Source organism: Kitasatospora sp. NPDC056651 (genome assembly GCF_042792155.1).
Lineage (GTDB): Bacteria > Actinomycetota > Actinomycetes > Streptomycetales > Streptomycetaceae > Kitasatospora.
Genome location: NZ_JBHTWX010000081.1, coordinates 1 through 22,048, shown reverse-complemented (window position 1 = coordinate 22,048; position 22,048 = coordinate 1). Strand labels below are relative to the sequence as shown.

The window sequence follows — 22,048 nt, the reverse complement described above, 5'->3', positions numbered from 1 at the left end:
ACTGCGGAGCATGTCGGATGCACAGGTCGTCGTCGTCGGTGGTGGGATCGCGGGGCTGGCTGCGGCCGCCTTCCTGAGTGGGGCGGCCGGGGGGCCGGCGCGGGCGCGGGTGACGGTGCTGGAGGCGTCCGGGCGGGTCGGCGGGAAGCTGTGGGGCGGGGAGGTCGGCGGGGTCCGGGTCGACCTCGGGGCCGAGTCGGTGCTCGCCCGGCGGCCGGAGGCGGTGGAGCTGGCGCGGGCGGTCGGGCTGGGCGGGGAACTGGAGCCGCCGACCACCGCGAAGGCGGCGATCTGGACCCGCGGCGCGCTGCGGCCGCTGCCCGGCGGCCAGGTGATGGGCGTCCCCGGTGACCTGGAGGCGCTGGCCGCCTCCGGGGTGCTCACCGGCGAGGGGCTGGAGCGGGCCCGGCACGAGGAGCCCGCCGAGATCGGCGAGGACGTCGCGATCGGCCGCTACGTCGCCGACCGGCTCGGCCGGGAAGTGGTGGACCGGCTGGTCGAGCCGCTGCTCGGCGGCGTCTACGCCGGCCGCGCCGACGAGATCTCGCTGCGCGCCGCCGTGCCGCAGCTGCTGCCGATCGCGCGCGGCGGCGGCTCGCTGGTCGAGGGGGTGCACGAGCTGGCCTCCCGGCCGAAGGTGGTCGGCACCCCGGTGTTCCAGGGCCTGCGCGGCGGGCTCGGCACCCTGCCCGGGGCGGTCGCCGCGGCCTGCGTCAAGGCGGGCGTGGACGTGCGCACCGACGCCCCGGTGGACGAGCTGCGCCGCACCCCCGACGGCTGGCGGGTGGTGACCGGCGGCGAGGTGCTGCACGCGGACGCCGTGGTGCTGGCCGTCCCCGCCCCCGCCGCGGCCCGGCTGCTGCGCGAGGACGCCCCGGCGGCCGCGACCGAGCTGGACGGCGTCGAGTACGCGGGCATGGCCCTGGTGACCCTGGCCTTCCGCCGCTCCGACCTGGCCGCGCCGCCGAGCGGCAGCGGCTTCCTGGTGCCGCCGGTGGACGGCCGGCAGATCAAGGCCTCGACCTTCTCCTCCAACAAGTGGGGCTGGCTGGCGCGCTCCGCGCCGGACGCGTTCCTGCTGCGCACCTCGCTGGGCCGGCACCGCGAGGAGGAGGCGCTGGGGCTGCCGGACGAGGAACTGGTGGCGCGGTCGCTGGCGGACCTGGAGGAGGCGATCGGGCTGACCGCCCGGCCGTACGACACCTTCGTCTCCCGCTTCGCGGCCGGTCTGCCGCAGTACCCGGTGGGGCACCTGGACCGGGTGGCCCGGGTGCGGGCGGCGGCCGGCCGGGTGGGCGCGCTGGCGCTGTGCGGCGCCGCGTACGACGGGGTGGGCATCCCGGCGTGCATCGGTTCGGCCGCCGCCGCCGCGGCGGCCGTCGACAACCTGTTGACCCCGGCGACCGGGGAAGGTTCCACGGAAAGGACAATGGACGCATGACTGAGAGCGTTGAGCGGGAGCCGGAGCAGCAGCCCGAGAAGAAGAAGGCGCGTGACCTGAACCAGGTCATCCGCTACACCATGTGGTCGGTGTTCAAGCTCAAGGGCGCCCTGCCCGAGGACCGCACCGCCCTGGCCACCGAGGTGGAGGAGCTGTTCGAGCAGCTGGCCGCCAAGGACGTGACCGTGCGCGGCACGTACGACGTCTCCGGTCTGCGCGCGGACGCCGACATCCTGGTCTGGTGGCACGCCGCCGACTCGGACGACCTCCAGGAGGCGTACAACCGCTTCCGCCGCACCGGCCTCGGCCGGCTGCTGGAGCCGGTCTGGTCGAACATGGCGCTGCACCGCCCGGCCGAGTTCAACAAGTCACACATCCCGGCGTTCCTGGCCGACGAGCGCCCGCGCGACTACGTCTGCGTGTACCCGTTCGTCCGCTCCTACGAGTGGTACCTGCTGCCGGACGCCGAGCGGCGCGCGATGCTCGCCGAGCACGGCCAGATGGCGCGCGGCTACCCGGACGTGCGGGCCAACACGGTGGCCTCGTTCGCGCTCGGCGACTACGAGTGGCTGCTCGCCTTCGAGGCGGACGAGCTGCACCGGATCGTCGACCTGATGCGCGACCTGCGCCCCTCCCGGGCCCGGCTGCACGTCCGCGAGGAGGTGCCGTTCTTCACCGGCCGCCGCAAGCCGGTCGGCGAGCTGCTGGGCGGCCTGGTCTGAGCGACCGGGCGACGCCGTACCGGAGGCCGGTTCCCCGCAGGGGAGTCGGCCTCCGGCGTTCGCGAGGGCCCCACGGCCGTCACGGCCGCGGGCCGGCGAACTCGCCCAGCACCTCCGTGTAGTGGCTGCCGAAGTCGACCCGGGTGATGTCGCGGAGGCGGTACTTGGAGGGTTCCGGGTACCAGCGGGCCTCGGTGTCGACCTCGTGCAGCCGAAAGGTGCGGGGGCGCAGCCCGGTGACCGTCCCGACCCGGAGCATGCCCGGATCGATCAGCTCGGCGTGCAGCTCGAGCAACCCGTACGCCGCCGAGGCGGCGGCGAGCAGGCCGGCGTGGTCGTCCAGCGGCAGGTCGGCGCCGGGCGGGCGGACCGGCCACAGGCCGCGGCCGCGCAGCGACCGTACGGTCAGGGACTCCTCGCCGCCCTCGTCGCGGACCTTGTGCAGGGCGTGGGTGTGGACGGCGGTCCAGCCGTCGAGCCGGTGGTCGGCGCATCTGGCGAGCAGGGTCCAGACCGGGCCGGTGCCGAGGACGAAGCCCTCCAGCCGGTCCGCGCCGGGGATGGTACGGCGCAGCCGGACGAGCCGTCCTTCGGCCCGGGCGCGGTCGAGCACCTTGTGGTGCCGCTTCTTCATGGGAGGAGTCTGCCCTGGTCAGCGGGGTGGTCGCAGCCGGATTTCAGCTCCGGTGCGGGCGCAGGGCGGCGCGCAGCCGGGCGTCGGGGAGGACGGCCGGGCCGTTCATCGCGACGGCGGTGAGCAGTTCGCGCTCCTCGTCGTCGGCGAGGCCGCGCTGGCGGGCCGGGCGGACCTCGCGCAGCACCTCCTGGCCGACCGGGGAGGCCCAGCGGGTGTACGGGTAGACGTCGACCCGGGCCATCAGCAGGGTGCCCGAGGTGAGTACCAGCGGCAGCGAGAACCAGGCGACCGGGGCGACGGTGTCACCGCCGGTGAAGCCGCTGAGCGACACCGAGGCGGCCAGCAGCGCCAGCGACAGCAGCAGCGCGTGCCGGACCTGGCGGACCACCACCACGGTGTTGCGCTGCACCAGGGCCGGGGTGGCCAGGCCCGCCAGGGCGAGCCGGGCACCGATCTCCAGCACGGTGGGGTGCTCGGCCATCGCCCGGCGCAGCTCGTCGGTGCGGCGCTGGCCCTCGGGCCCGACGGTGGCGATGACCGCCCGCTCCAGGCGGCTGCGGCCCTTGGGGTCGACCACGGTGGTCCAGCCGGTGTGGGCCAGGTGCAGCCTTCCCCGGCCGGTCATCAGGACGAGCGCGAGCTCGGTCACCCGGTCCGGGCCGCCGGCCAGGTAGGCGGTCTCGTACAGGCCGATGCCGACGGCTTCGGGCGGCCGCAGGCCGGTCCGGTCGGCCAGGGCGTCGGCGGTGGCGGTCATCCGGATCAGTCGCAGGCACGACAACACCGCCGCGACACAGGCCGGGATGAGGAACAGCAACCACATGGGCTTGTTGTATGCCTGCGCCGATGGCGGGCGGAACGTGTTCCCGGTTCGCGATACCGAACTGTGACGTCCGGCAGGGGGCCGGCGCGGTCAGGATCCGCCGCCGCGGGAGGCCCGGCCGGAGGAGCCGGAGGAGCCCGCCGCGGCTGCCGGGCCCCGGCCGGGCGTTCGGTGGTGGTGACCCGCCGCCTGGTCCGGGCGGCCGAGCGGATCCCCGCCGCCGGCGGGGCGGCGGGGATCAGGACGTAGGCGTTCTGCCACATGCGAGCCTGCCGGGGTGCCTCAGGAGCCGCCGCCGCAGCTGGAGCCGCAGCTGGAGGAGGACGAGGACCCGCAGCTGGAGGACGAGGAGCCGCAGCTGGACGAGGACGAGGACCCGCAGCTGGACGACGAGGAGCCGCAGCTGGACGAGGACGAGGACCCGCAGCTGGACGACGACGAGCCACAGCTGGACGAGCCGCAGCCGGATCCGGAGGAGCCGGAGTCCGAGGAACCGCACCAGGAGGCGGAGCCGCCGTCGGAACCGGAGGAGCACGAGGACGACGAGGACGAAGACGAGGACGAGGACGACGCGGCGGCGCCCGCGGCGGTGGTCTGCCGTACGGCCTCCTCCTCGGCCGTCGCGGCCAGCATCGCCGCCTCCAGCTCCTGGTTGTCCAGCCCGGCGGCGGCCAGCCCGCCGAGCGCCAGCGCGCCCAGCAGCGCGCCGCCCGTCAGCCGGGGCGACACCCCGGAGTGGGGCGTCCACGGCGCGCCCTGCATCAGGGAGAGCTGGCGCTGCCCGGCCGGGGTGATCCGGCCCTTGACCGTCCGGGTGGCGAGCAGCGAGACGAAGCCGGCGAGCAGCAGCAGGCCCGGGACCCAGAGGTTGGGGCGCTCGTGGCCGGCGGCGCCGTCGTCGAGCAGTTCGGCGGCCACGGCGGAGGCCGCCACCACGAGCAGTGCGAGCCAGAGCAGCCGGCGGGCGGTGCGGGCGCGCCGCAACCGCTCGGGGCGGCGCAGCAGGCCGCGGTCGGCGAGCCGGTCGCCGATCTCCTGGACGGCGGCCGAGCGCATCACCGTGCGGCGCAGCGAGCCGAGTTGGCGGCTCCCGGTCGGCCCGACGGCGTCCTGGACGGCCTGGTCGACGGCGTCGTACGGCCTGGCGCCGGTCAGCGTGACCAGGCCCGAGCGGCTGATCACGGCCTGCTCGCTCAGGTGCATCCGGACCAGGGCGGTGTCGAACACCCGCCCGGGCCCGCCGGACAGGAACGCGGTGTCGAGCAGCGGCAGGCCGCGGCCGGGCAGGCCCTTGGCGTGCCGGACCTGGCCGATGTGCTGCCGGGTCCGCGAGGCGTACAGGGCGGCGGCCGCCAGCAGGACGGCCGGGACGGTGAAGTAGGCGTTGTGCCACATGGGCGGTTCCCCCGGGGTGGTGGTGGAGCGTCAGGGCGTGTCGGCGGCGGCCGGCGGCCGGCCGCGCAGGGCCCGGCCCAGGCGCGCGAGCGGGCCGGGCGGCCGGACGGGTGTCGGGTGGAGCCACTGCTCCAGGGCCCGGCGGTGGCCGGCGTCGAGCGGGCCGCCGTCGGTGAGCGCCCACTGGGCGAAGGCCCGGGCGTCGGCGTGGTAGCCGCCGGTCTGCGGGTGGGAGCGGGCGTAGCCGAGGAAGAGCGGCCCGTACCGTTCCCCGAGGGCGCGGGGCAGGTCCGGGGCGACCTTGGCGGTGGTGTCCCGCCGCTTGGCGGCCAGGCCGGCGGACTGGGCGCGGACCTGGCGAGGGTCGAAGCCGGGCGGGACGGGGCCGCCGGCCACCAGGGCGGCCAGCAGCTCCTCCTGGCGCCGGGCCAGGCGCCGCCGGGCGTCGGCGGGGTCCTGGCCGGCGTCCGCCCGGCCGGTGGTCGGGTCGGTGGTCGGGTCGGTGGTCGGGTCCGTCATCGCCGGGTGCTCCCCTCCAGCACCCGGCGGATGGCGTCCAGTTCACCGGCCAGCTCGCTGGGCGGCGGGAAGTTGGCGTCCCGTTCCAGCAGGACGCCGGGCGGGTCGGTCCGTGCCCGGAGTTCGGCCAGCACCTCCAGGACCGGCTCGGTGACGGGGTGGGCGTGGGTGTCGTGCCAGACGCCGTCGACCAGGGTGCCGCCCGCGACGTGGACGTAGGCCAGCGCCTCCAGCGGCAGGCGGTCGAGCTCGGCGGCCGGGTCGGTGCCGAGGTTGACCCGGTTGGTGTGCAGGTTGGCGACGTCGATCAGCAGCCGGACGCCGGTGCGCCCGACCAGCTCGGCGAGGAACTGGCCCTCGGTGAACTCGTCCTCCGGCCAGGCGAGTTGGGCGGCAACGTTCTCCAGGGCGAGCGGCACCGGCAGCTGGTCCTGAGCGATCCGGACGTTCTCGGCGATCACCCGCAGCGAGTCCCGGGTGCGGGGGACGGGCAGGAGGTGGCCGGCTTCCAGGCCGCCGGCCCGGACGAACGCCAGGTGCTCGGTGACCAGCGGGGAACCGAGCGCCAGCGCGGTGTCGGCGAGCCGGGCGAGGCGGCCCGGGTCGGGCAGGTCGGCGCCGCCGAGGCCGAGGCCGACGCCGTGCGGCACGACGGTGACGCCGCGCTCGCGCAGCACGGTCAGGGAGTCGGGCAGGTGGCCGGCGCAGATGTTCTCGGCGACCACCTCGACCCAGTCCAGGCCGGGCTGGCGCTCGACCACGGTGTCGATCTCGCTGCGCCAGCCGAGGCCGACGCCCAGCCGGGGCACGGCAGTCCGGGGATCGGCGGTCCGGGGATCGGGGGTTCGGGGCGCGGTGGTGTCGAGGGTAGGGGAGGTCATCGGTTCGCCCCCTTCGGAGGGCCGGGTGGGGAGGGCTGGTCGGGAGGGCCGGTCGGTGCGGGCGTCGTCGCCGGGACCGCGCGGCGGTGTTGCTGAGGATGTCCCCGGGCGGGGTGGCTGCCAAGCCTCACCCGGTCTTCTCAGAGCATTATTTGAGCATGTCGTTCCGGCCGTCAGGGACTTTGGTCCCGAGCGCGGGCCGTCCCCGCGGGTGGGGCGCCCGACCGGCGTAAAACCGGAGGCGCCGGGCGGCCGGGCGCGGTTAGCGTGGGCGGCCATGAATCCTTCACCTTCTTTGACGATCCGTGACTTCCGGGCCGAAGACGCCGAGGCCGTGGCCGCGGCGCACCGGGCCGGCCGCGAGCACCTGGTGCTCTCCGCCGAGGCCCTGGTCTGGCTGAACGCCCAGTCCGGTTCCGCGGAGCACTTCCGCACCTTCGTCGCCGAGCTGGACGGCCGGGTGGTCGGCGCGGCGCGCTGCGGGGTGGTGCTCGGGACGACGGCCACCGGGATCGGCTACGTCAACGGCAGCGTGCTGCCGGAGTTCCGGCGGCGTGGCGCGGCCACCGCGCTGCTGGCCGCGGTCGACCGGCACCTGGCCGCGCACGGGGTGGCCGAGCTGCACACCTGGCTGGACGACGAGCCCGCCTCGCTGGCCTTCGCCACCGCCCGGGGCTACGAGCTCGGCCGCACCATGCGGTTCGCCGGCCGGGACCTGGCCCTGCCGCTGCCGCCGGCGCCCGCACTGCCGCCCGGCGTCGAGCTGCGCCCGGCCGCCGACTGGGCGGACGACCCGCACCCGCTGTTCCTGGTCGAGGAGGACGCCGTCCAGGACGAGCCCGGCAGCGAGGTACCGATGGACGCCTACGCGTACGAGGACTGGCTGCGCGCCGACTGGAACCGGCCGGACCGGGACCGGGCGCTGAGCGTCGTCGCGGTGGTGGACGGCGAGCCGGCCGCGTTCAGCATGGTGCAGACCGACGGGGTGGACCGCTACTGGTCCGCGTTCTCCGCCTGCCGCCGGGAGTTCCGCGGCCGGGGGCTGGCCAAGCTGGCCAAGCGGGAGTCGCTGCGGCTCGCCGTGGCGGCGGGCTACCGGTACGCGTACACCAGCAACGACACCACCAACGGGCCGATGCTGGCGGTCAACGCGTGGCTGGGGTACGAGGCCTGCGCGGGGGAGCGCAAGGGCATCCGGAAGGTGAAGCGGCCGTAGCACGCGGACATCTGACGACCCCTCCGGAAGTCGCCCGGCCAGGGGGACTTCGGCCAGATGTGGTCCAGACCACGTGGGATGATTCGGGACAGTCCCGGGCGCTTCGGGCGTTAAGTGGCTGGAACCGTAACAGTTTTGCTCCGCTACTGGCACGGCATCGGCATAATCGCGCACATGACGATCAACCGTGCGAACGTGAGCGCGATTGCCGAGGACCTGTACGTGTGGCTCCCGCCGAAGCGCGGCTGGGGCCTGGCCAACTGCGGACTGCTGGCCTCGGAGACCACCGCGCTCTGGATCGACACGCCGTACGACCCCTCGATGGCCGGGGAGTTCCTGGCCGCGAGCCGGCGACTGCTGCCGGCCGGGGTCGAGGTCGACCGGGTGGTCGTCACCCACGCCAACGGTGACCACCTGTGGGGCGCCGGGGTGCTGCCGGACGCCGAGGTGATCGCCACCCGCGAGGCGCTGGAGCACATCCACTGGGAGCCCACCCCGCAGCAGCAGCACGGCCTGGTCACCAACAGCGACCCGGACTCGCCGCTCGGCGGCTACCTCCGGGAGCACTTCGGCCGGTTCGACTGGTCCGCCACCGAGCCGGTGCGCCCCGACACCGTCTTCACCGGCGAGCTGGAGCTGACGGTCGGCCGCTACCCGGTGCAGATCACCAGCCTGCCCGCCGCCCACACCGGCGGCGACCTGATGGTCCACCTCCCGCACCAGCGCGCGGTGTTCACCGGCGACGTGATCTTCTCCTCGACGCCCGAGCAGCCCGGCGACCACCCCTCGCACTGGGCCGGGCCGCTGGAGAACGTGATCGGCGCCTGCGAGCGGGCCCTGGCCACCGGCGCCGAGATCTTCGTGCCCGGCCACGGCCCGGTGCTCGACCGCGACGGCGTCCGGGAGCACATCGGCTACCTCGGGTACGTCCGCGACCGCGCCCACGCCCTGCACGCCGCCGGGATCCCCGCGCTGGACGCCGCCCGACGGGTGATCGCCGAGCAGCGCCACCCCGAACTCGGCCTGCCCGAGCGGCTGGTGCTGACCGTCGCCGCCGAGTACCGGCACCTGGACGGCTCCGGGGCCCCGGGCGTCCTGGAGGCCATGGGCCAGGTCGCCCTGGTGGCCCGGGAACTGGCCGAGGACGGCGCCCGCTCCCCGCGCCCGCGCACCCGGCGGGACTGACCCCGCCCGCTCCACCGGCCCGACCCGGCCGCCCTGTCCGAACCGGCCGACCGGCCCAACCCGCAAGCACCCCCGAGGACTTCGATGACGCAGATCGCGCTGATCGTCCTGGCGCTGGTCGCCGCCGTGGCCACGGCCGTGCTCGCACGCGGCCGGACCACGGCCGTCGCCCGGGCGGCGGCCGCCGAGACCGCGCTCGGCCTGGGGGAGGAGCGCGCCCGGGCCGCCGAGGGCAGACTCGCCCGCGCCGAGCAGCAGCAGCGCGAGGCACTGGAGGCCGCCCGGCGCTCCGCCGAGGACGCCCGGCGGGCGGAGGAGCGCACCCGGGCCGCCGAGGACAGCGTCCGCGAGGCGCAGGAGGCGGCCCGGCAGGCCCAGGACACCGTCCGCGAGACCATGCAGCAGTGCGCCGCCGCGACCGACCGGGCCGAGCGGGCCGAACACGCCCGCGCCGCCGCCGAGGCCCGGGCCGCCGCGCTGCTCGCCGAGATCGGCCACCTCGCCCAGGAGCGGGTCGCCGCCACCGCCGTACGGCTCACCCACGCCAACGCCCCGCTGGTCGGCCCGCTGGACCCGCAGGCCGTCGGCCCCGAGGCCGTCCGGGCGCTCCAGGCCGTCCTGGACGCCGCCCACGCCGCCCTCGCCGACGAGCGCGAACGGGTGGACGCCGCCGCCCGCGCCGCCATGCGCGGCGCCACCTCCCGGATCCAGACCCTGCTGTACCAGATCCAGAGCCTGGTCCAGCAGCTCCAGCACGAGAACGACGACCCCCGGCTGCTGGAGGTCGACTTCCGCAACGAGGTCGCGCTGCGCCGGATCCAGACCATCGCGGTGCTCTGCGAGGCCTGGCCGGGCCTGGCCCGCACCGACTCGCCGCTCGCCGAAGTGGTCGTCGGCGCGCTCTCCCGGGTGCCCGGCTACGCCCGGATCAAGGTCGCCAACCACCTGCGGGAGCAGCGCCTCGCCGTGGTGGCCCGGGCCGCCGAGCCGGTCGCCGTCACCATCGCCGAGCTGCTCGCCAACGCCACCGCCTACTCCCACCCGGAGACCGACGTCCCGGTCACCGTCCAGCAGGGCGGCCGCGGCGCGCTGGTGATCATCGACGACAGCGGCATCGGCATGGACGAGGACCAGCTGCGCCGCGCCCGCCGGCTGCTGGCCGGCCCGCCGGACATGCTGCTCACCGAACTCGGCAACCCGCCCAAGACCGGCTTCGCGGTGATCGGCAAGCTGGCCCGCCAGTACGGCTTCTCCTGCCACATCGAGCCCTCGCCGTACGGCGGCATGCGGACCATCCTGCGCATCCCGGCCGCGCTGGTGACCGTCGTGGCCGACGAGCAGCCGCTCTCGGTGCTCACCCCGCTGCCGCTGCGGGCCGGCACCGGCCCGGCCCAGGCGCCCACCGTCGCGGCCGTCCCGCCGATGCGCGACGCCGACGAGCAGGACGGCCCGCGGCTCGCCGACCGCCACAACCGGCCGGGCCCGCGCCCGACGCCCACCATCCGCGTGGTGCCCGATCCGGTCGCGGACGACCCGGTCGCGGACGACCCGGTCGGGGACCCGCCGACCGCCGACCGGCCCGCCACGAGCAGCCCCGCCACGAGCGCCTCCGCGACCGACGCCCCGGCGGCCGACGCACCCACGACGGACCCGGCCGTGCCCGACGACGGCACCGGCCTGCCCACCCGGCGCCGCCGCCGCCCGCTGGCCGCCGCGGAGCCGGCCGCCACGGCGCCCGCCCCCGCCGCCACCACCGGACGCACCCCCGAACGGGCCGCCGCCCACTGGCAGGCGCTCCAGCAGGGCACTGACTCCGGCCGGGCCGCCGTGGCCCGGGCCACCCACCAGGACGCCGCCGACGCCGTGCCCGAGAACGGCGACGGCACCACCGGCACGTCCGGCGGGGCCGGCACACCCGGTGACACCACCGCCGACCGCGACCCCGGTGCCCGGAGCACCGGTCCGACCCCAGAAGGAGCCGAGCAGTGAGCAGCACGCCCAGCCCGACCACCACCGACGAGATCTCGTGGGTGCTGACCCCGCTGCTGGAGCTGCCCGGGGTCCTGCACGCGGTCGTCGCCACCGGGGACGGCCTGGTCGAGGGCGCCTCGGACGGCCTGGAACGGGCCTCCGCCGAGCGGGTCGCCGCGATGACCGCCACCGTGCACGCCGCCGCCCGGGCCTTCACCACCGCGTTCACCGACGCGGAGCGGCCCCGCCTGGCCCAGACCGTGGTGGAGTCCGACCTCGGCTACGCCATCGTGGTGCCCGCGGGGGAGAACACCTCGCTCGCCGTGTTCACCTCGCCCGACGCCCAGCTCGGCAACGTGGCCTACCAGATGCAGCTCCAGGTCGCCGCCCTCGGTCGCGCACTCGCGAGCCCGATCCGGCGGCAGGACGACGACGGCCGGTCATGACCGCCTCCCGCAGGCGGATGGTCCCCGCCTACCTGGCCACCGGCGGCCGCAGCCGCCCCGGCAGCAAGGGCTTCGAGCGGCTGACCGTGCTGTTCGCCGACCGGGTCGACCCGCCGGACGCACTCGAACCCGAACACCGCCGGCTCTGGGAACTGCTGCGCCCCGGCGCGCTGACCGTGGTGGAGGCCGCCGCGCACCTGCGCCTGCCGGTCAGCGCCACGGTCTTCCTCGCCGCCGACCTGGTCGAGGCGGGCTGCCTGCGCGCCCGCGCGCCGATCCCGCGCGCCCAGCAGACCGACCGCTCCATCGTCGAGAGGCTCCTCGTTGGACTCCGTGCGCTCAGGTGACCCGGCCGCGCGGCCGGACCCGGACGACCAGGCCGGCCGGCCGAGCCGGGTCGGCTACCTGCCCGACCAGGACCAGACGCTGATGAAACTGGTGGTGGCCGGCCCGTTCGGGGTCGGCAAGACCACCCTCATCCGCACCCTCTCCGAGATCGCCACCCTGCACACCGAGGAGGCGATGACCGAGACCGGACGGCCGGTGGACGACCTGGCCGGCGTGCCCGGGAAGTCCACCACCACCGTCGCCGTCGACTTCGGCCGGCTCACCCTGCCCGGCAACGTCGTGCTCTACATGTTCGGCACCCCCGGCCAGCGCCGCTTCTTCCCGCTCTGGCAGGACATCGCGCGCGGCGCCCTGGGCGCCCTGGTGCTCGCCGACACCCGCCGGCTGGCCGACTCCTTCGAGATCATGGACATGGTCGAGGAGCAGGGCCTGCCGTACGCCGTCGCCGTCAACCGCTTCCCGGACACGCCGGACCATCCGGCCGAGGTGCTGCGCACCCACCTGGACCTGCACGCCGGCACCCCGCTGCTGCTCTGCGACGCCCGCGAGCGCGACAGCAGTCTGGACGCCCTGATCGCGCTGGTCGAGCACGTCCTGGACGCCCTGCCCGAAGCCCCGCCCGCCACCCCGGAGAGCCCGTGAGCGTCGAGCCCCGCCCGACCCCGATCCACGGCCCGGGCTTCGCCGCCGACCCCCAGCCGGTCTACGAGCGGCTGCGGCGCCACGGCGCCACCGCCCCGGTGGAACTCGGGCCCGGCGTCGAGGCCCTGCTGGTCACCGACTACCAGGCCGCGCTGGACCTGCTGCGCGACACCGACACCTTCTCCAAGGACTCCCGGCTCTCGCGGCACGAGCTCCCGCCGGACTCCCCGCTGCTGCCGATGCTCGGCTACCGCCCGACCGCGCTGTTCAGCGACGGCGAGACGCACGCGCGCTACCGGGCGGTGATCACCGACGCCCTCGCGCTGTTCGAACCGCACCGGCTCCAGCGCCAGGTCGCCGAGACCGCGCACCGGCTGATCGACGGCTTCGCCTCCGTCGGCCACGCCGACCTGATCGCCGAGTACTCCCGCCGGCTGCCCGCCTTCGCGCTGACCACCTGGTTCGGCGTGCCGCCGGAGCAGCGCGAGGAGGTGGTGGGCGCGATCACCGGGCTGATCGAGTCCACCGAGGAGGCGGGCATCTCGTACGGGAAGCTCCTCGCGGTGGTCACCGCGATGGTCGCCGAGCGGCGCGAGCGCCCCCGCAACGACCTCACCTCCTGGTACGTCACCCACCCGGTCGGGCTGGACGACGACGAGGTGATCCGGCAGATCACCCTGACCCTGATCGCCGGACACGAGCCGACCACCAACCTGATCGGCAACGCCCTGCTGCGCCTGCTCACCGACGCCCGCTACGCCGGCTCGCTGTACGGCGGCGCGATGACCGCCCACCAGGCGATCGACGAGGTGCTCTGGCACGAGCCGCCGATGGCCAACTTCTCGGCCCACTACCCGCGGTACGACATCACCTTCCACGGCCGCGAGATCAAGGCGGGTACGCTGCTGCTGGTCTCGTACGCGGCCGCCAACTCCCAGGCCGCGCCGCCGGCCGAGGACGGCGGGCTGCGCAGCGGCGAGAGCGCCCACCTGGCCTGGGCGGCCGGCCCGCACGCCTGCCCGGCCCGGGACCCGGCCCTGCTGATCGCGATCACCGCCATCGAGCAGCTGGGCAGCCGCCTCAGCGACCTCGAACTGGCCACCCCCGCCGAGGAGCTGGTCTGGCGCCCGGGCCCGTTCCACCGGGCGCTGCTGCGCCTGCCGGTGCGCTTCCGGCCGGTGGGGGAGTAGCGCCCCGAGCACGGAGGCCCGGACACCGCACGGTGTCCGGGCCTTCCCGCCGTCCGCGCTACTCGGCCGGCTTCAGCGTCAGCGAGACGCTGTTGATGCAGTACCGCTGGTCGGTCGGGGTGCCGTAGCCCTCGCCCTCGAAGACGTGCCCGAGGTGGCCGCCGCAGCGGGCGCAGCGCACCTCGACCCGGCGCATGCCGAGCGAGGTGTCCTCGATGTACTGGACCCGGTCCCCGGCCAGCGGCGCGTAGTACGACGGCCAGCCGCAGTGGCTGTCGAACTTGGTCTCGGAGCTGAACAGTTCGGCCCCGCAGGCCCGGCAGCCGTAGACGCCGACCGTCCTGGTGTCGGTGTACTCACCGGTGAACGGGCGCTCGGTGCCCGCCTCGCGGAGCACGTGGTACTCCTCGGGGCTGAGCCGGGCGCGCCACTCGGCCTCGGTCTTCTCGATCTCGTAGCTCATCTCACGGCTCCCGCTCGCGGTGGACGGACATCAGACGTTGGAGGCAACGCTCGCGAGGTGCGTCAGTCCTCCCTCGATGTGTTCAAGGATGGCCGGGCCCAGGTTCGTCACGTCGCCCGCGCCCATGGTGAGCAGCAGGTCGCCGGGGCGGGCGAGGCCGGCCAGCAGGGCGGGGGCGGCGGCGAAGGAGTGCTCGGCGGTGACCTCGGCACCGGCCCGGCGGGCGGCGTCGATGATCAGCTCGCTGGTCACGCCCGGGATCGGGTCCTCGCGGGCCGGGTAGATGTCCAGCACCACCGAGGCGTCGGCCAGCGCCAGGGCCGCGCCCATCTCCTCGCCGAGCTGCTGGGTGCGGCTGAACAGGTGCGGCTGGAAGACCACCAGCACCCGGCCGCCGCCGGTCAGGCCCTCGCGGATCGCCTCCAGGTCGGCGGTCATCTCGGTGGGGTGGTGGGCGTAGGAGTCGATCACCTGGACCCCGCCGGCCTCGCCCTTGAGCTGGAGGCGGCGGCGCACGCCGGTGTAGGCGCCGAGCGCCTTGGCCAGGTCGGCGGCCGGGACGCCCAGCGCGACGCCGGCGGCCAGCGCGGCCACCGCGTTGTGGGCGTAGTGCCGGCCGGGCACCGAGACGGTGAAGGACAGCTCGGCGCCGTCCACCAGCACCGTGACCTCGCTGGTCATGCCGTGGGCGACCACCGAGAGCACCCGCAGGTCGGCGTCCTCGGCGGAGCCGACCGTCACCACGTTCAGGTCCTCGCGGCCGGCCACCCGGGAGGTCAGCTCGCGGGCGCCGTCGTGGTCGGCCGAGACCACCAGGGTGCCGCCGGGCACGATCCGGCCGACGAAGGTCTCGAAGGACTCGTAGATCTCGTCGATCGAGGCGTAGTTGGCGTGGTGGTCCAGCTCCACGTTGAGCACGATCGCCACCTCGGGCGCGTACTTGTGGAAGCTGCGGTCGCTCTCGTCCGCCTCGGCGACGAAGATCTCGCCGGCGCCGTGGTGGGCGTTGGAGCCGGGCGCGTCGAGGTCGCCGCCGATCGCGTAGGACGGGTCCAGGCCCAGCTCGCCGAGGGCGACGGCGAGCATGCTGGTGGTGGTGGTCTTGCCGTGGGTGCCGGCCACCGCCAGCGCCCGGCGGCCGCCCATCAGCGCGGCCAGCGCGTCCGAGCGGTGCACCACCGGGATGCCGCGCTCGTGGGCGGCGACCAGCTCCGGGTTGTCGGCGCGGATCGCGCTGGAGACGACCACGCTGCTGGTGCCGTCCGGCACGTGCTCGGCGGCGTGGCCGACGTGCACGGTGGCGCCGAGGGCACGCAGCGCGAGGACGGTCTCGGACTCCTTGGAGTCGCTGCCGGAGACGCTGGCCCCGCGCACGGCGAGGATCTTCGCCAGGCCGGACATCCCGGCGCCGCCGATGCCGATGAAGTGCGGGGCGTGCAGGTCGTGCGCGGCGTCGTTCAAGGCGTGGCTCCGTACGGGCGGGGACAGACAGGTCGGGCGGAGGGGCCGGGAGGACGGAACCGTCCTCGCGGGCGGACCGCAAGGACGATTCTGCACCACCGCCGGGCGGGGCTAGGAGTCGCTGGCGAACAGCCTGAGCACCGGGACCCCCACCTTGTGCCGGGCCTGGGAGGCCCAGTCGCGGTGGAAGAACTCCTCCACGAAGTGCGGCGAGGTGAGCACCACCACCTCGTCCGCCCGCTGGTCCTCGACGACCGCGCGCAGCCGCTCCAGCGGCTTGTCCTCGACCAGCTCGCCCACCGCCTCGGCCCCCGCGGAGCGCAGGTGGCGCAGGCTGTGCTCCAGCGACTCGGTGGCCACGGTCGGCCCGCTCTCGGACTCGTCGTGCTCGTGGACCACCTTGTCGAGGTGGCCGAGGGCGACGTCGTCGAGCGCCCGCAGCAGTTCGTCCTGCCTGCCGCGCGGCTGCATCAGGACGACGAAGGACACCTCCTCCTCGCCGTGGAGCGTGGTGACGAGTTCCACGTCCGCGTCCGAGAGAGCCTTTTCGATCATCAGTACGGTCTTGAACACGTGAGTCCTTCCAGTGGCCGGCCCCCCGGGCCCCGGCATCGCATAACGGGATCGCGATCAGGGGGTCACGGGGTCGTCCGAGCCCAGGTGACGCAGGTAGCGGGTGAAGAGGAATCCTTTCTGCTCGATCAATGAGACCAGCCGCATCCGCTGCACGTCCGGCATTTGCGCGGCGTCGAGGACGCGCGGCGCGTCGCCGCCGGTGAGCAGCGGGGCCAGCGACAGGCACAGCTCGTCCAGCAGGCCGGCCGCCGCGAGCTGTCCCAGCAGGCGCGGGCCGCCCTCGGTCAGCAGCCGGGTCCAGCCCCGCTCGGCCAGGGCCGCCACGGCCACCCGCAGGTCCACCGAGCCGGTGCCGGCGAGCACCAGGTCGGCCACCTCGGCGACCTCCCGGCGGCGCTCCTCGGGGGCGTCCTCGGTGGTGATCACCACCGTCCTGACCAGCGGTCCGGTGAACAGCGGCGCGGCCAGGTCCAGCCGCAGCGAGCGGCTCACCACGGCGATCGCCGGGGCCGGCGCCTGGCCGGCCGCCGTCCGGGCCGCCGCGAACTCCCGACGGGCCCGGGCCGGCCGGTAGCCCTCGGCGCGGACGGTCTCCGCGCCCACCAGTACCACGTCCGACAGCGCCCGCAGCACCCCGAAGATCCGCTTGTCGGCGTCGCCGGAGAGACCGTCGGACAGCCCGTCGAGCCTGGCCGCGCCGTCCAGGCCGGACACCATGTTGGCGCGCAGCCAGGGGCGCCCCCGATTCACCTGTTCGGGGTACGCGTAGACGGCGGCGAGCGACTCCAGGGCGGCCGGATCGGCGAGCCGCTCACCCAGCGGGCTGATCAACTGTTGCATGTCCCCAGTCTTCCACCGCGGCCCCTTCCGCCGCGGCCCGCCGACCGTTCGGACGGCGTACCGGGCAGGCGTACCCTCTATTGATGTGCCCGCAGCCTCCAACCCCGCGACCGAGCCGATAGCCGCCGAGTCCGGCTCCCCGATCGCGCTCACCGACCGCCGCCCCGTCGTGCCCGCCGAGCGGCTGGTCGCCGAGATGGTCCCGCCGCCCCGGTTCGCCGAGGTGAGCTTCGGGACGTACATCCCGGACCCGACCCAGCCGAGCCAGTACGAGGCCGTCCAGGTCCTGGAGCAGTTCGCGGCCACCCTCACCGGGGGAAACGGTTCCGCACCCAAGCGCGGCTGGTTCCGCCGCTCCGCCCCCGCGCCCACCGGCCCGGCCGGCGTCTACCTCGACGGCGGCTACGGCGTCGGCAAGACCCACCTGCTCGCCTCGCTCTGGCACGCCGCCCCCGGCCCCAAGGCCTTCGGCACCTTCGTCGAACTGACCAACCTGGTCGGCGCGCTCGGCTTCCAGCAGGCCGTGCGGACCCTCTCCGGGCACAAGCTGCTCTGCATCGACGAGTTCGAGCTGGACGACCCGGGCGACACCGTGCTGGTCTCCACCCTGCTCGGCCGGCTGGTCGACAACGGCGTCAAGCTGTGCGCCACCTCGAACACCCTGCCGGAGAAGCTCGGCGAGGGCCGCTTCGCCGCCGCCGACTTCCTGCGCGAGATCCAGGGCCTGTCCGCACACTTCCGCCCGATGCGGATCGACGGCCAGGACTACCGCCACCGCGGCCTGCCCGACGCCCCGCCGCCCTACACCGACCAGGCCGTCGAGGCCGCCGCCGCCCGCACCCCCGGCGCCTCGCTCGACGACTTCGACGCCCTGCTCGCCCACCTCTCCGCCGTCCACCCCAGCCGCTACGGCGCGCTGCTGGACGACGTCACCGCGGTCTGCCTGCGCGGCGTCAAGCGGGTCGACGACCAGTCCACCGCGCTGCGCCTGGTCGTGCTCGCCGACCGGATGTACGACCGCGAGCTGCCGATCACCGCCTCCGGCCTGCCCTTCGACCAGGTCTTCCCCGAGGAGATGCTCCGCGGCGGCTACCGCAAGAAGTACCTGCGCGCCATCTCCCGCCTCGTCGCCCTGGCCCGCGACAGCGCCAAGTAGGACCCGCTTGTCAGTGGTGGGCCGTACCGTTGAGTGGTGCGTCCCATCACGAGTATTGAGCGGTCCGTGGCGCCCTTCGAGGTCGTCAGCCCCTTCCAGCCGAACGGTGACCAGCCGGCGGCGATCGCCGAGCTGGAGCGACGGATCAGGGGAGGGGAGAAGGACGTCGTGCTGCTCGGTGCCACCGGCACCGGCAAGTCGGCCACCACGGCCTGGATGATCGAGAAGCTGCAACGGCCCACCCTGGTGATGGCGCCGAACAAGACGCTGGCCGCGCAGCTGGCGAACGAGTTCCGCGAGCTGTTGCCGAACAACGCGGTCGAGTACTTCGTCTCGTACTACGACTACTACCAGCCGGAGGCGTACGTCCCGCAGACGGACACCTACATCGAGAAGGACTCCTCGATCAACGAGGAGGTCGAGCGGCTGCGCCACTCGGCGACCAACTCGCTGCTCACCCGCCGGGACGTGATCGTGGTCGCCTCGGTCTCCTGCATCTACGGCCTCGGCACCCCGCAGGAGTACGTGGACCGGATGGTGCCGCTCAAGGTCGGCCAGGAGATCGACCGGGACGACCTGCTGCGCCGCTTCGTCGACATCCAGTACGCCCGCAACGACGTGGCCTTCAGCCGCGGCACCTTCCGGGTCCGCGGTGACACCATCGAGATCTTCCCGGTCTACGAGGAGCTCGCCGTCCGGATCGAGATGTTCGGCGACGAGATCGAGGCGCTCTACACGCTGCACCCGCTCACCGGCGAGATCATCAGCCAGGACGACTCCGTCTACGTCTTCCCCGCCTCGCACTACGTGGCCGGCCCCGAGCGCATGGAGCGCGCGATCACCGGCATCGAGAAGGAGCTGGAGCAGACGCTCGCCCGGATGGAGAAGCAGGGCAAGCTGCTGGAGGCCCAGCGGCTGCGGATGCGCACCACGTACGACATCGAGATGCTGCGCCAGATCGGCACCTGCTCGGGCGTCGAGAACTACTCGATGCACTTCGACGGCCGCGAGCCGGGCTCCCCGCCGAACACGCTGCTCGACTACTTCCCGGAGGACTTCCTCCTGGTCATCGACGAGTCGCACGTCACCGTCCCGCAGATCGGCGCGATGTACGAGGGCGACGCCTCGCGCAAGCGCACCCTGGTCGAGCACGGCTTCCGGCTGCCGTCCGCGATGGACAACCGCCCGCTGAAGTGGGAGGAGTTCCTGGGGCGGATCGGCCAGACGGTCTACCTGTCGGCGACGCCCGGCGCGTACGAGCTGTCGCGCGGCGACGGCCAGGTCGAGCAGATCATCCGCCCGACCGGCCTGATCGACCCCGAGGTGATCGTCAAGCCGACCGAGGGCCAGATCGACGACCTGGTGCACGAGGTGCGCCTGCGGGTCGAGCGGGACGAGCGGGTGCTGGTCACCACGCTGACCAAGAAGATGGCCGAGGACCTCACCGACTACATGCTCGGCCTGGACATCCGGGTCCGGTACCTGCACAGCGACGTGGACACCCTGCGCCGGGTGGAGCTGCTGCGCGAGCTGCGGGCGGGCCGGTACGACGTGCTGGTCGGCATCAACCTGCTGCGCGAGGGCCTGGACCTGCCCGAGGTGTCGCTGGTGGCGATCCTGGACGCGGACAAGGAGGGCTTCCTGCGCTCCGGCACCTCGCTGATCCAGACGATCGGCCGCGCCGCCCGCAACGTCTCCGGCCAGGTCCACATGTACGCGGACAAGATCACTCCCGCGATGGAGAAGGCCATCGACGAGACCAACCGCCGCCGGGCCGTGCAGCAGGCCTACAACAAGGAGCACGGGATCGACCCGCAGCCGCTGCGCAAGAAGATCGGCGACATCCTGGACACCCTCGCCCGCGAGGACGTGGACACCGACGAGCTGCTCTCCACCGGCTACCGCAACCAGGGCAAGGGCAAGGCCCCGGTGCCGGCGCTCGGCGCGGAGCGCAAGCCGGGCAAGTCCCTGCCGGCGGCCGAACTCGCGGACCTGATCCAGGAGATGACCGACCGGATGCACACGGCCGCGGCGGACCTCCAGTTCGAGGTCGCGGCCCGGCTGCGCGACGAGGTCAAGGAGTTGAAGAGGGAACTGCGGCAGATGCGCGAGGCGGGTGTGGCCTGACGACACGGCCGGGACTCCGGGGCGCGGCCTTTCCCCGCGTCCGCGGGGGGCAACCGCCCGGAGGTGTCTCAGGCTTGCCACAAACGGGGAAACCCCGGGGAGCCGGGGGTGCCGCAGGCCCTAGGCTTGCCTGCGGCACCGAGCCCTCGGGACGGGGTGGCGGGCCGTACGCAGAGGGGGCCTCAGCCGGGGGACGGCGACGGGGTGTTCCACCGTGGAGCCGCGCGGGTGTGACCGCGCGGCCGACAGAGAGGACGACGTCGTGTCGGTGAACCTGGCCAAGGGGCAGAAGGTCAGCCTCCAGAAGGGGCCGGGCAGTGCCCTGTCCGTGGTCCGGATGGGCCTCGGCTGGCGGGCCGCCCCCAAGCGCGGGCTGTTCGGCAGCCGCACCCGGAAGATCGACCTGGACGCCTCGGCGCTGCTGTACGCCGAGAGGACCCCCTCCGACGTGGTGTTCTTCTCGCACCTGGAGAGCAACGACGGCTCCGTGCGGCACACCGGCGACAACCTGGAGGGCGGTTCCGGGGCCGAGGACGACGAGGCGATCCTGGTCGACCTGGTGCACGTGCCCGTGAACATCACCCAGGTGGTGTTCACGGTGAGCTCGTACACCGGCCAGACCTTCGCCGAGGTGCAGCGGGCGCACTGCCGGCTGGTGGACGAGACCACCGGGCTGGAGCTGGCCCGCTACGAGCTGGCGGGCGGCGGGCCGCACACCGGTCAGATCATGGCCAAGGTGGTCCGGGACGGCAACGGCGGCTGGGAGATGCAGGCGATCGGCGCGCCGGCCAAGGGGCGCACCTTCCAGGACCTGCTGCCGGCGATCGAGCCGTACCTCTGACGGCAGGGGGCTCCTTTACCTTCTTTACCTTCTCTTGGGATGGCTGTTACCCTCGTTGGCAGCGGAGGGGAGTATTCCTCGACAGTCGACCCCGTCATCACGGGTGCCCGTCGCGGCACCCCGGGGCGCTGGCCCGATGGGCGGAAGAGACCTCCGGCAGTGACGATGACTGTCTCGCCTACCTGCCGGAGGAGCAGTAGTGGACGTTTCCATGACCATGTGGGTCTCCACGATCCTGGTGCTGGTCGCACTGATCGTGGCGGACTTCTTCATCGGAGGGCGCAAGCCGCACGAGGTCTCGATCAAGGAGGCCGGGATCTGGACGGCCGTCTGGGTCGCCCTGGCGGTGCTCTTCGGGGGTTTCCTCTGGTGGCACTCCGGCGCGCAGCCGGCCGGCGAGTTCTTCGCCGGGTACATCACCGAGAAGTCGCTCAGTGTCGACAACCTCTTCGTGTTCATCCTGATCATGGGGAAGTTCGCGGTGCCCCGGATCTACCAGCAGCGCGTGCTGATGTTCGGTGTGATCATCGCGCTGGTGCTCCGGGCGGTGTTCATCGCCGGCGGCGCGGCGCTGGTCTCCGAGTTCTCCTGGGTGTTCTTCATCTTCGGTGCCTTCCTGATCTGGACGGCCTGGAAGCTGATCAAGGAGGCCCGCGCCGAGGACGAGGGGGAGGAGCACTTCGAGGAGAACCGCGCCCTGAAGGCGATCACCCGCCGCTTCCCGGCCACCGAGGACTACCGCGGCACCAAGCTGTTCGTCCGGGAGAACGGCCGCCGGCTGATCACCCCGATGCTGATCGTCATGCTGGCGATCGGCACGACGGACGTGCTGTTCGCCCTGGACTCGATCCCGGCCATCTTCGGCCTGACCCAGGACGCGTACATCGTCTTCACCGCCAACGCCTTCGCCCTGATGGGGCTGCGCCAGCTGTACTTCCTGATCGGCGGCCTGCTGACGAAGCTGGTCCACCTGAGCTACGGCCTCTCGGTGATCCTCGGCTTCATCGGCGTGAAGCTGGTGCTGCACGCCGCCCACGAGGCGGGCGCGACCTGGGCCCCGGAGATCGGCATCCCGTTCGCCCTGGGGTTCATCGTGCTCGTCCTGGCGGTCACCACCTTCACCAGCCTCCGGGCCACGAGGAAGGCCGAGCGCGAGGAGCGGGAGAAG

Annotated in this window: 20 protein-coding genes and 1 pseudogene; 13 read left to right on the top strand and 8 right to left on the bottom strand. The window is 74.0% G+C overall.

Annotated features, from left to right (window positions below):
* The first annotated feature begins 10 nt into the window (after nt 1–10).
* Both hemG and hemQ read left to right on the top strand, forming a co-directional pair.
* Nucleotides 11–1,441, top strand: coding sequence for a protoporphyrinogen oxidase (gene hemG / locus ACFRAR_RS27155; protein WP_380700821.1), 1,431 nt, complete (start codon nt 11–13; stop codon nt 1,439–1,441).
* Nucleotides 1,438–2,163: a hydrogen peroxide-dependent heme synthase gene (gene hemQ, locus ACFRAR_RS27150; protein ID WP_380700820.1), complete on the top strand. Its 726-nt coding sequence runs from the start codon at nt 1,438–1,440 to the stop codon at nt 2,161–2,163. The genes hemG and hemQ overlap by 4 nt, the downstream gene beginning before the upstream one ends.
* A 79-nt stretch (nt 2,164–2,242) precedes the next feature.
* Here hemQ and ACFRAR_RS27145 read toward each other — a convergent pair whose 3' ends face one another.
* The 4 genes and pseudogenes from ACFRAR_RS27145 to ACFRAR_RS27130 form a co-directional block, all read right to left on the bottom strand.
* Nucleotides 2,243–2,797, bottom strand: a complete 555-nt coding sequence (locus ACFRAR_RS27145) for a hypothetical protein (protein WP_380700819.1) — start codon at nt 2,795–2,797, stop codon at nt 2,243–2,245.
* Nucleotides 2,798–2,840: 43 nt separating this feature from the next.
* Nucleotides 2,841–3,623, bottom strand: coding sequence for a TIGR04222 domain-containing membrane protein (locus ACFRAR_RS27140; RefSeq protein WP_380700818.1), 783 nt, complete (start codon nt 3,621–3,623; stop codon nt 2,841–2,843).
* A gap of 282 nt (nt 3,624–3,905) precedes the next feature.
* On the bottom strand, nt 3,906–5,018 hold the full coding sequence (locus ACFRAR_RS27135; protein ID WP_380700817.1) for a TIGR04222 domain-containing membrane protein: 1,113 nt from the start codon (nt 5,016–5,018) through the stop codon (nt 3,906–3,908).
* Nucleotides 5,019–5,048: 30 nt separating this feature from the next.
* A pseudogene (locus ACFRAR_RS27130) lies at nt 5,049–6,346 on the bottom strand (DUF692 domain-containing protein).
* 367 nt (nt 6,347–6,713) lie between these two features.
* Between ACFRAR_RS27130 and ACFRAR_RS27125 the strand changes: the two are divergent.
* From ACFRAR_RS27125 to ACFRAR_RS27095, 7 genes are all read left to right on the top strand, one after another.
* Nucleotides 6,714–7,634 (top strand): GNAT family N-acetyltransferase, encoded by a 921-nt coding sequence (locus tag ACFRAR_RS27125; RefSeq protein ID WP_380700816.1) that lies wholly within the window; start codon nt 6,714–6,716, stop codon nt 7,632–7,634.
* 174 nt (nt 7,635–7,808) lie between these two features.
* Nucleotides 7,809–8,819, top strand: coding sequence for an MBL fold metallo-hydrolase (locus ACFRAR_RS27120; RefSeq protein WP_380700815.1), 1,011 nt, complete (start codon nt 7,809–7,811; stop codon nt 8,817–8,819).
* Between the two features lie 84 nt (nt 8,820–8,903).
* Nucleotides 8,904–10,808: an ATP-binding protein gene (locus tag ACFRAR_RS27115; protein ID WP_380700814.1), complete on the top strand. Its 1,905-nt coding sequence runs from the start codon at nt 8,904–8,906 to the stop codon at nt 10,806–10,808.
* The gene (locus ACFRAR_RS27110; RefSeq protein WP_380700813.1) at nt 10,805–11,236 is read left to right on the top strand and encodes a roadblock/LC7 domain-containing protein; all 432 of its coding nucleotides are present in this window, start codon (nt 10,805–10,807) and stop codon (nt 11,234–11,236) included. The genes ACFRAR_RS27115 and ACFRAR_RS27110 overlap by 4 nt, the downstream gene beginning before the upstream one ends.
* Complete coding sequence (locus ACFRAR_RS27105; RefSeq protein WP_380700812.1) at nt 11,233–11,583, top strand: DUF742 domain-containing protein; 351 nt, start codon at nt 11,233–11,235, stop codon at nt 11,581–11,583. Before ACFRAR_RS27110 ends, ACFRAR_RS27105 begins: the two co-directional genes overlap by 4 nt.
* Before the next feature lie 82 nt (nt 11,584–11,665).
* Nucleotides 11,666–12,226 (top strand): ATP/GTP-binding protein, encoded by a 561-nt coding sequence (locus tag ACFRAR_RS27100; RefSeq protein WP_380700834.1) that lies wholly within the window; start codon nt 11,666–11,668, stop codon nt 12,224–12,226.
* A complete protein-coding gene (locus ACFRAR_RS27095; protein ID WP_380700811.1) occupies nt 12,223–13,416 on the top strand; it encodes a cytochrome P450 in 1,194 nt (397 codons plus the stop codon). Before ACFRAR_RS27100 ends, ACFRAR_RS27095 begins: the two co-directional genes overlap by 4 nt.
* A gap of 58 nt (nt 13,417–13,474) precedes the next feature.
* Here ACFRAR_RS27095 and msrB read toward each other — a convergent pair whose 3' ends face one another.
* The 4 genes from msrB to ACFRAR_RS27075 all read right to left on the bottom strand — a co-directional run bounded on the left by msrB (nt 13,475) and on the right by ACFRAR_RS27075 (nt 16,756).
* Nucleotides 13,475–13,879: a peptide-methionine (R)-S-oxide reductase MsrB gene (msrB, locus tag ACFRAR_RS27090; RefSeq protein ID WP_380700810.1), complete on the bottom strand. Its 405-nt coding sequence runs from the start codon at nt 13,877–13,879 to the stop codon at nt 13,475–13,477.
* Nucleotides 13,880–13,909: 30 nt separating this feature from the next.
* Complete coding sequence (gene murC, locus ACFRAR_RS27085; protein WP_380700809.1) at nt 13,910–15,340, bottom strand: UDP-N-acetylmuramate--L-alanine ligase; 1,431 nt, start codon at nt 15,338–15,340, stop codon at nt 13,910–13,912.
* A 111-nt stretch (nt 15,341–15,451) separates the two neighbouring features.
* Nucleotides 15,452–15,913, bottom strand: coding sequence for an indole-3-glycerol phosphate synthase (locus ACFRAR_RS27080; RefSeq protein ID WP_380700808.1), 462 nt, complete (start codon nt 15,911–15,913; stop codon nt 15,452–15,454).
* A gap of 57 nt (nt 15,914–15,970) precedes the next feature.
* Nucleotides 15,971–16,756 (bottom strand): pyrimidine reductase family protein, encoded by a 786-nt coding sequence (locus ACFRAR_RS27075; RefSeq protein WP_380700807.1) that lies wholly within the window; start codon nt 16,754–16,756, stop codon nt 15,971–15,973.
* An 85-nt stretch (nt 16,757–16,841) separates the two neighbouring features.
* Between ACFRAR_RS27075 and zapE the strand changes: the two genes are divergently transcribed.
* The 4 genes from zapE to ACFRAR_RS27055 form a co-directional block, all read left to right on the top strand.
* Nucleotides 16,842–17,912: a cell division protein ZapE gene (zapE, locus tag ACFRAR_RS27070; protein WP_380700806.1), complete on the top strand. Its 1,071-nt coding sequence runs from the start codon at nt 16,842–16,844 to the stop codon at nt 17,910–17,912.
* A 36-nt stretch (nt 17,913–17,948) separates the two neighbouring features.
* Nucleotides 17,949–20,039: an excinuclease ABC subunit UvrB gene (uvrB, locus tag ACFRAR_RS27065; RefSeq protein WP_380700805.1), complete on the top strand. Its 2,091-nt coding sequence runs from the start codon at nt 17,949–17,951 to the stop codon at nt 20,037–20,039.
* 262 nt (nt 20,040–20,301) lie between these two features.
* On the top strand, nt 20,302–20,880 hold the full coding sequence (locus ACFRAR_RS27060) for a TerD family protein (RefSeq protein ID WP_380700804.1): 579 nt from the start codon (nt 20,302–20,304) through the stop codon (nt 20,878–20,880).
* A 199-nt stretch (nt 20,881–21,079) separates the two neighbouring features.
* Nucleotides 21,080–22,048 (top strand): TerC family protein (locus ACFRAR_RS27055; RefSeq protein WP_380700803.1); only part of this gene is annotated, 969 nt, incomplete at its 3' end.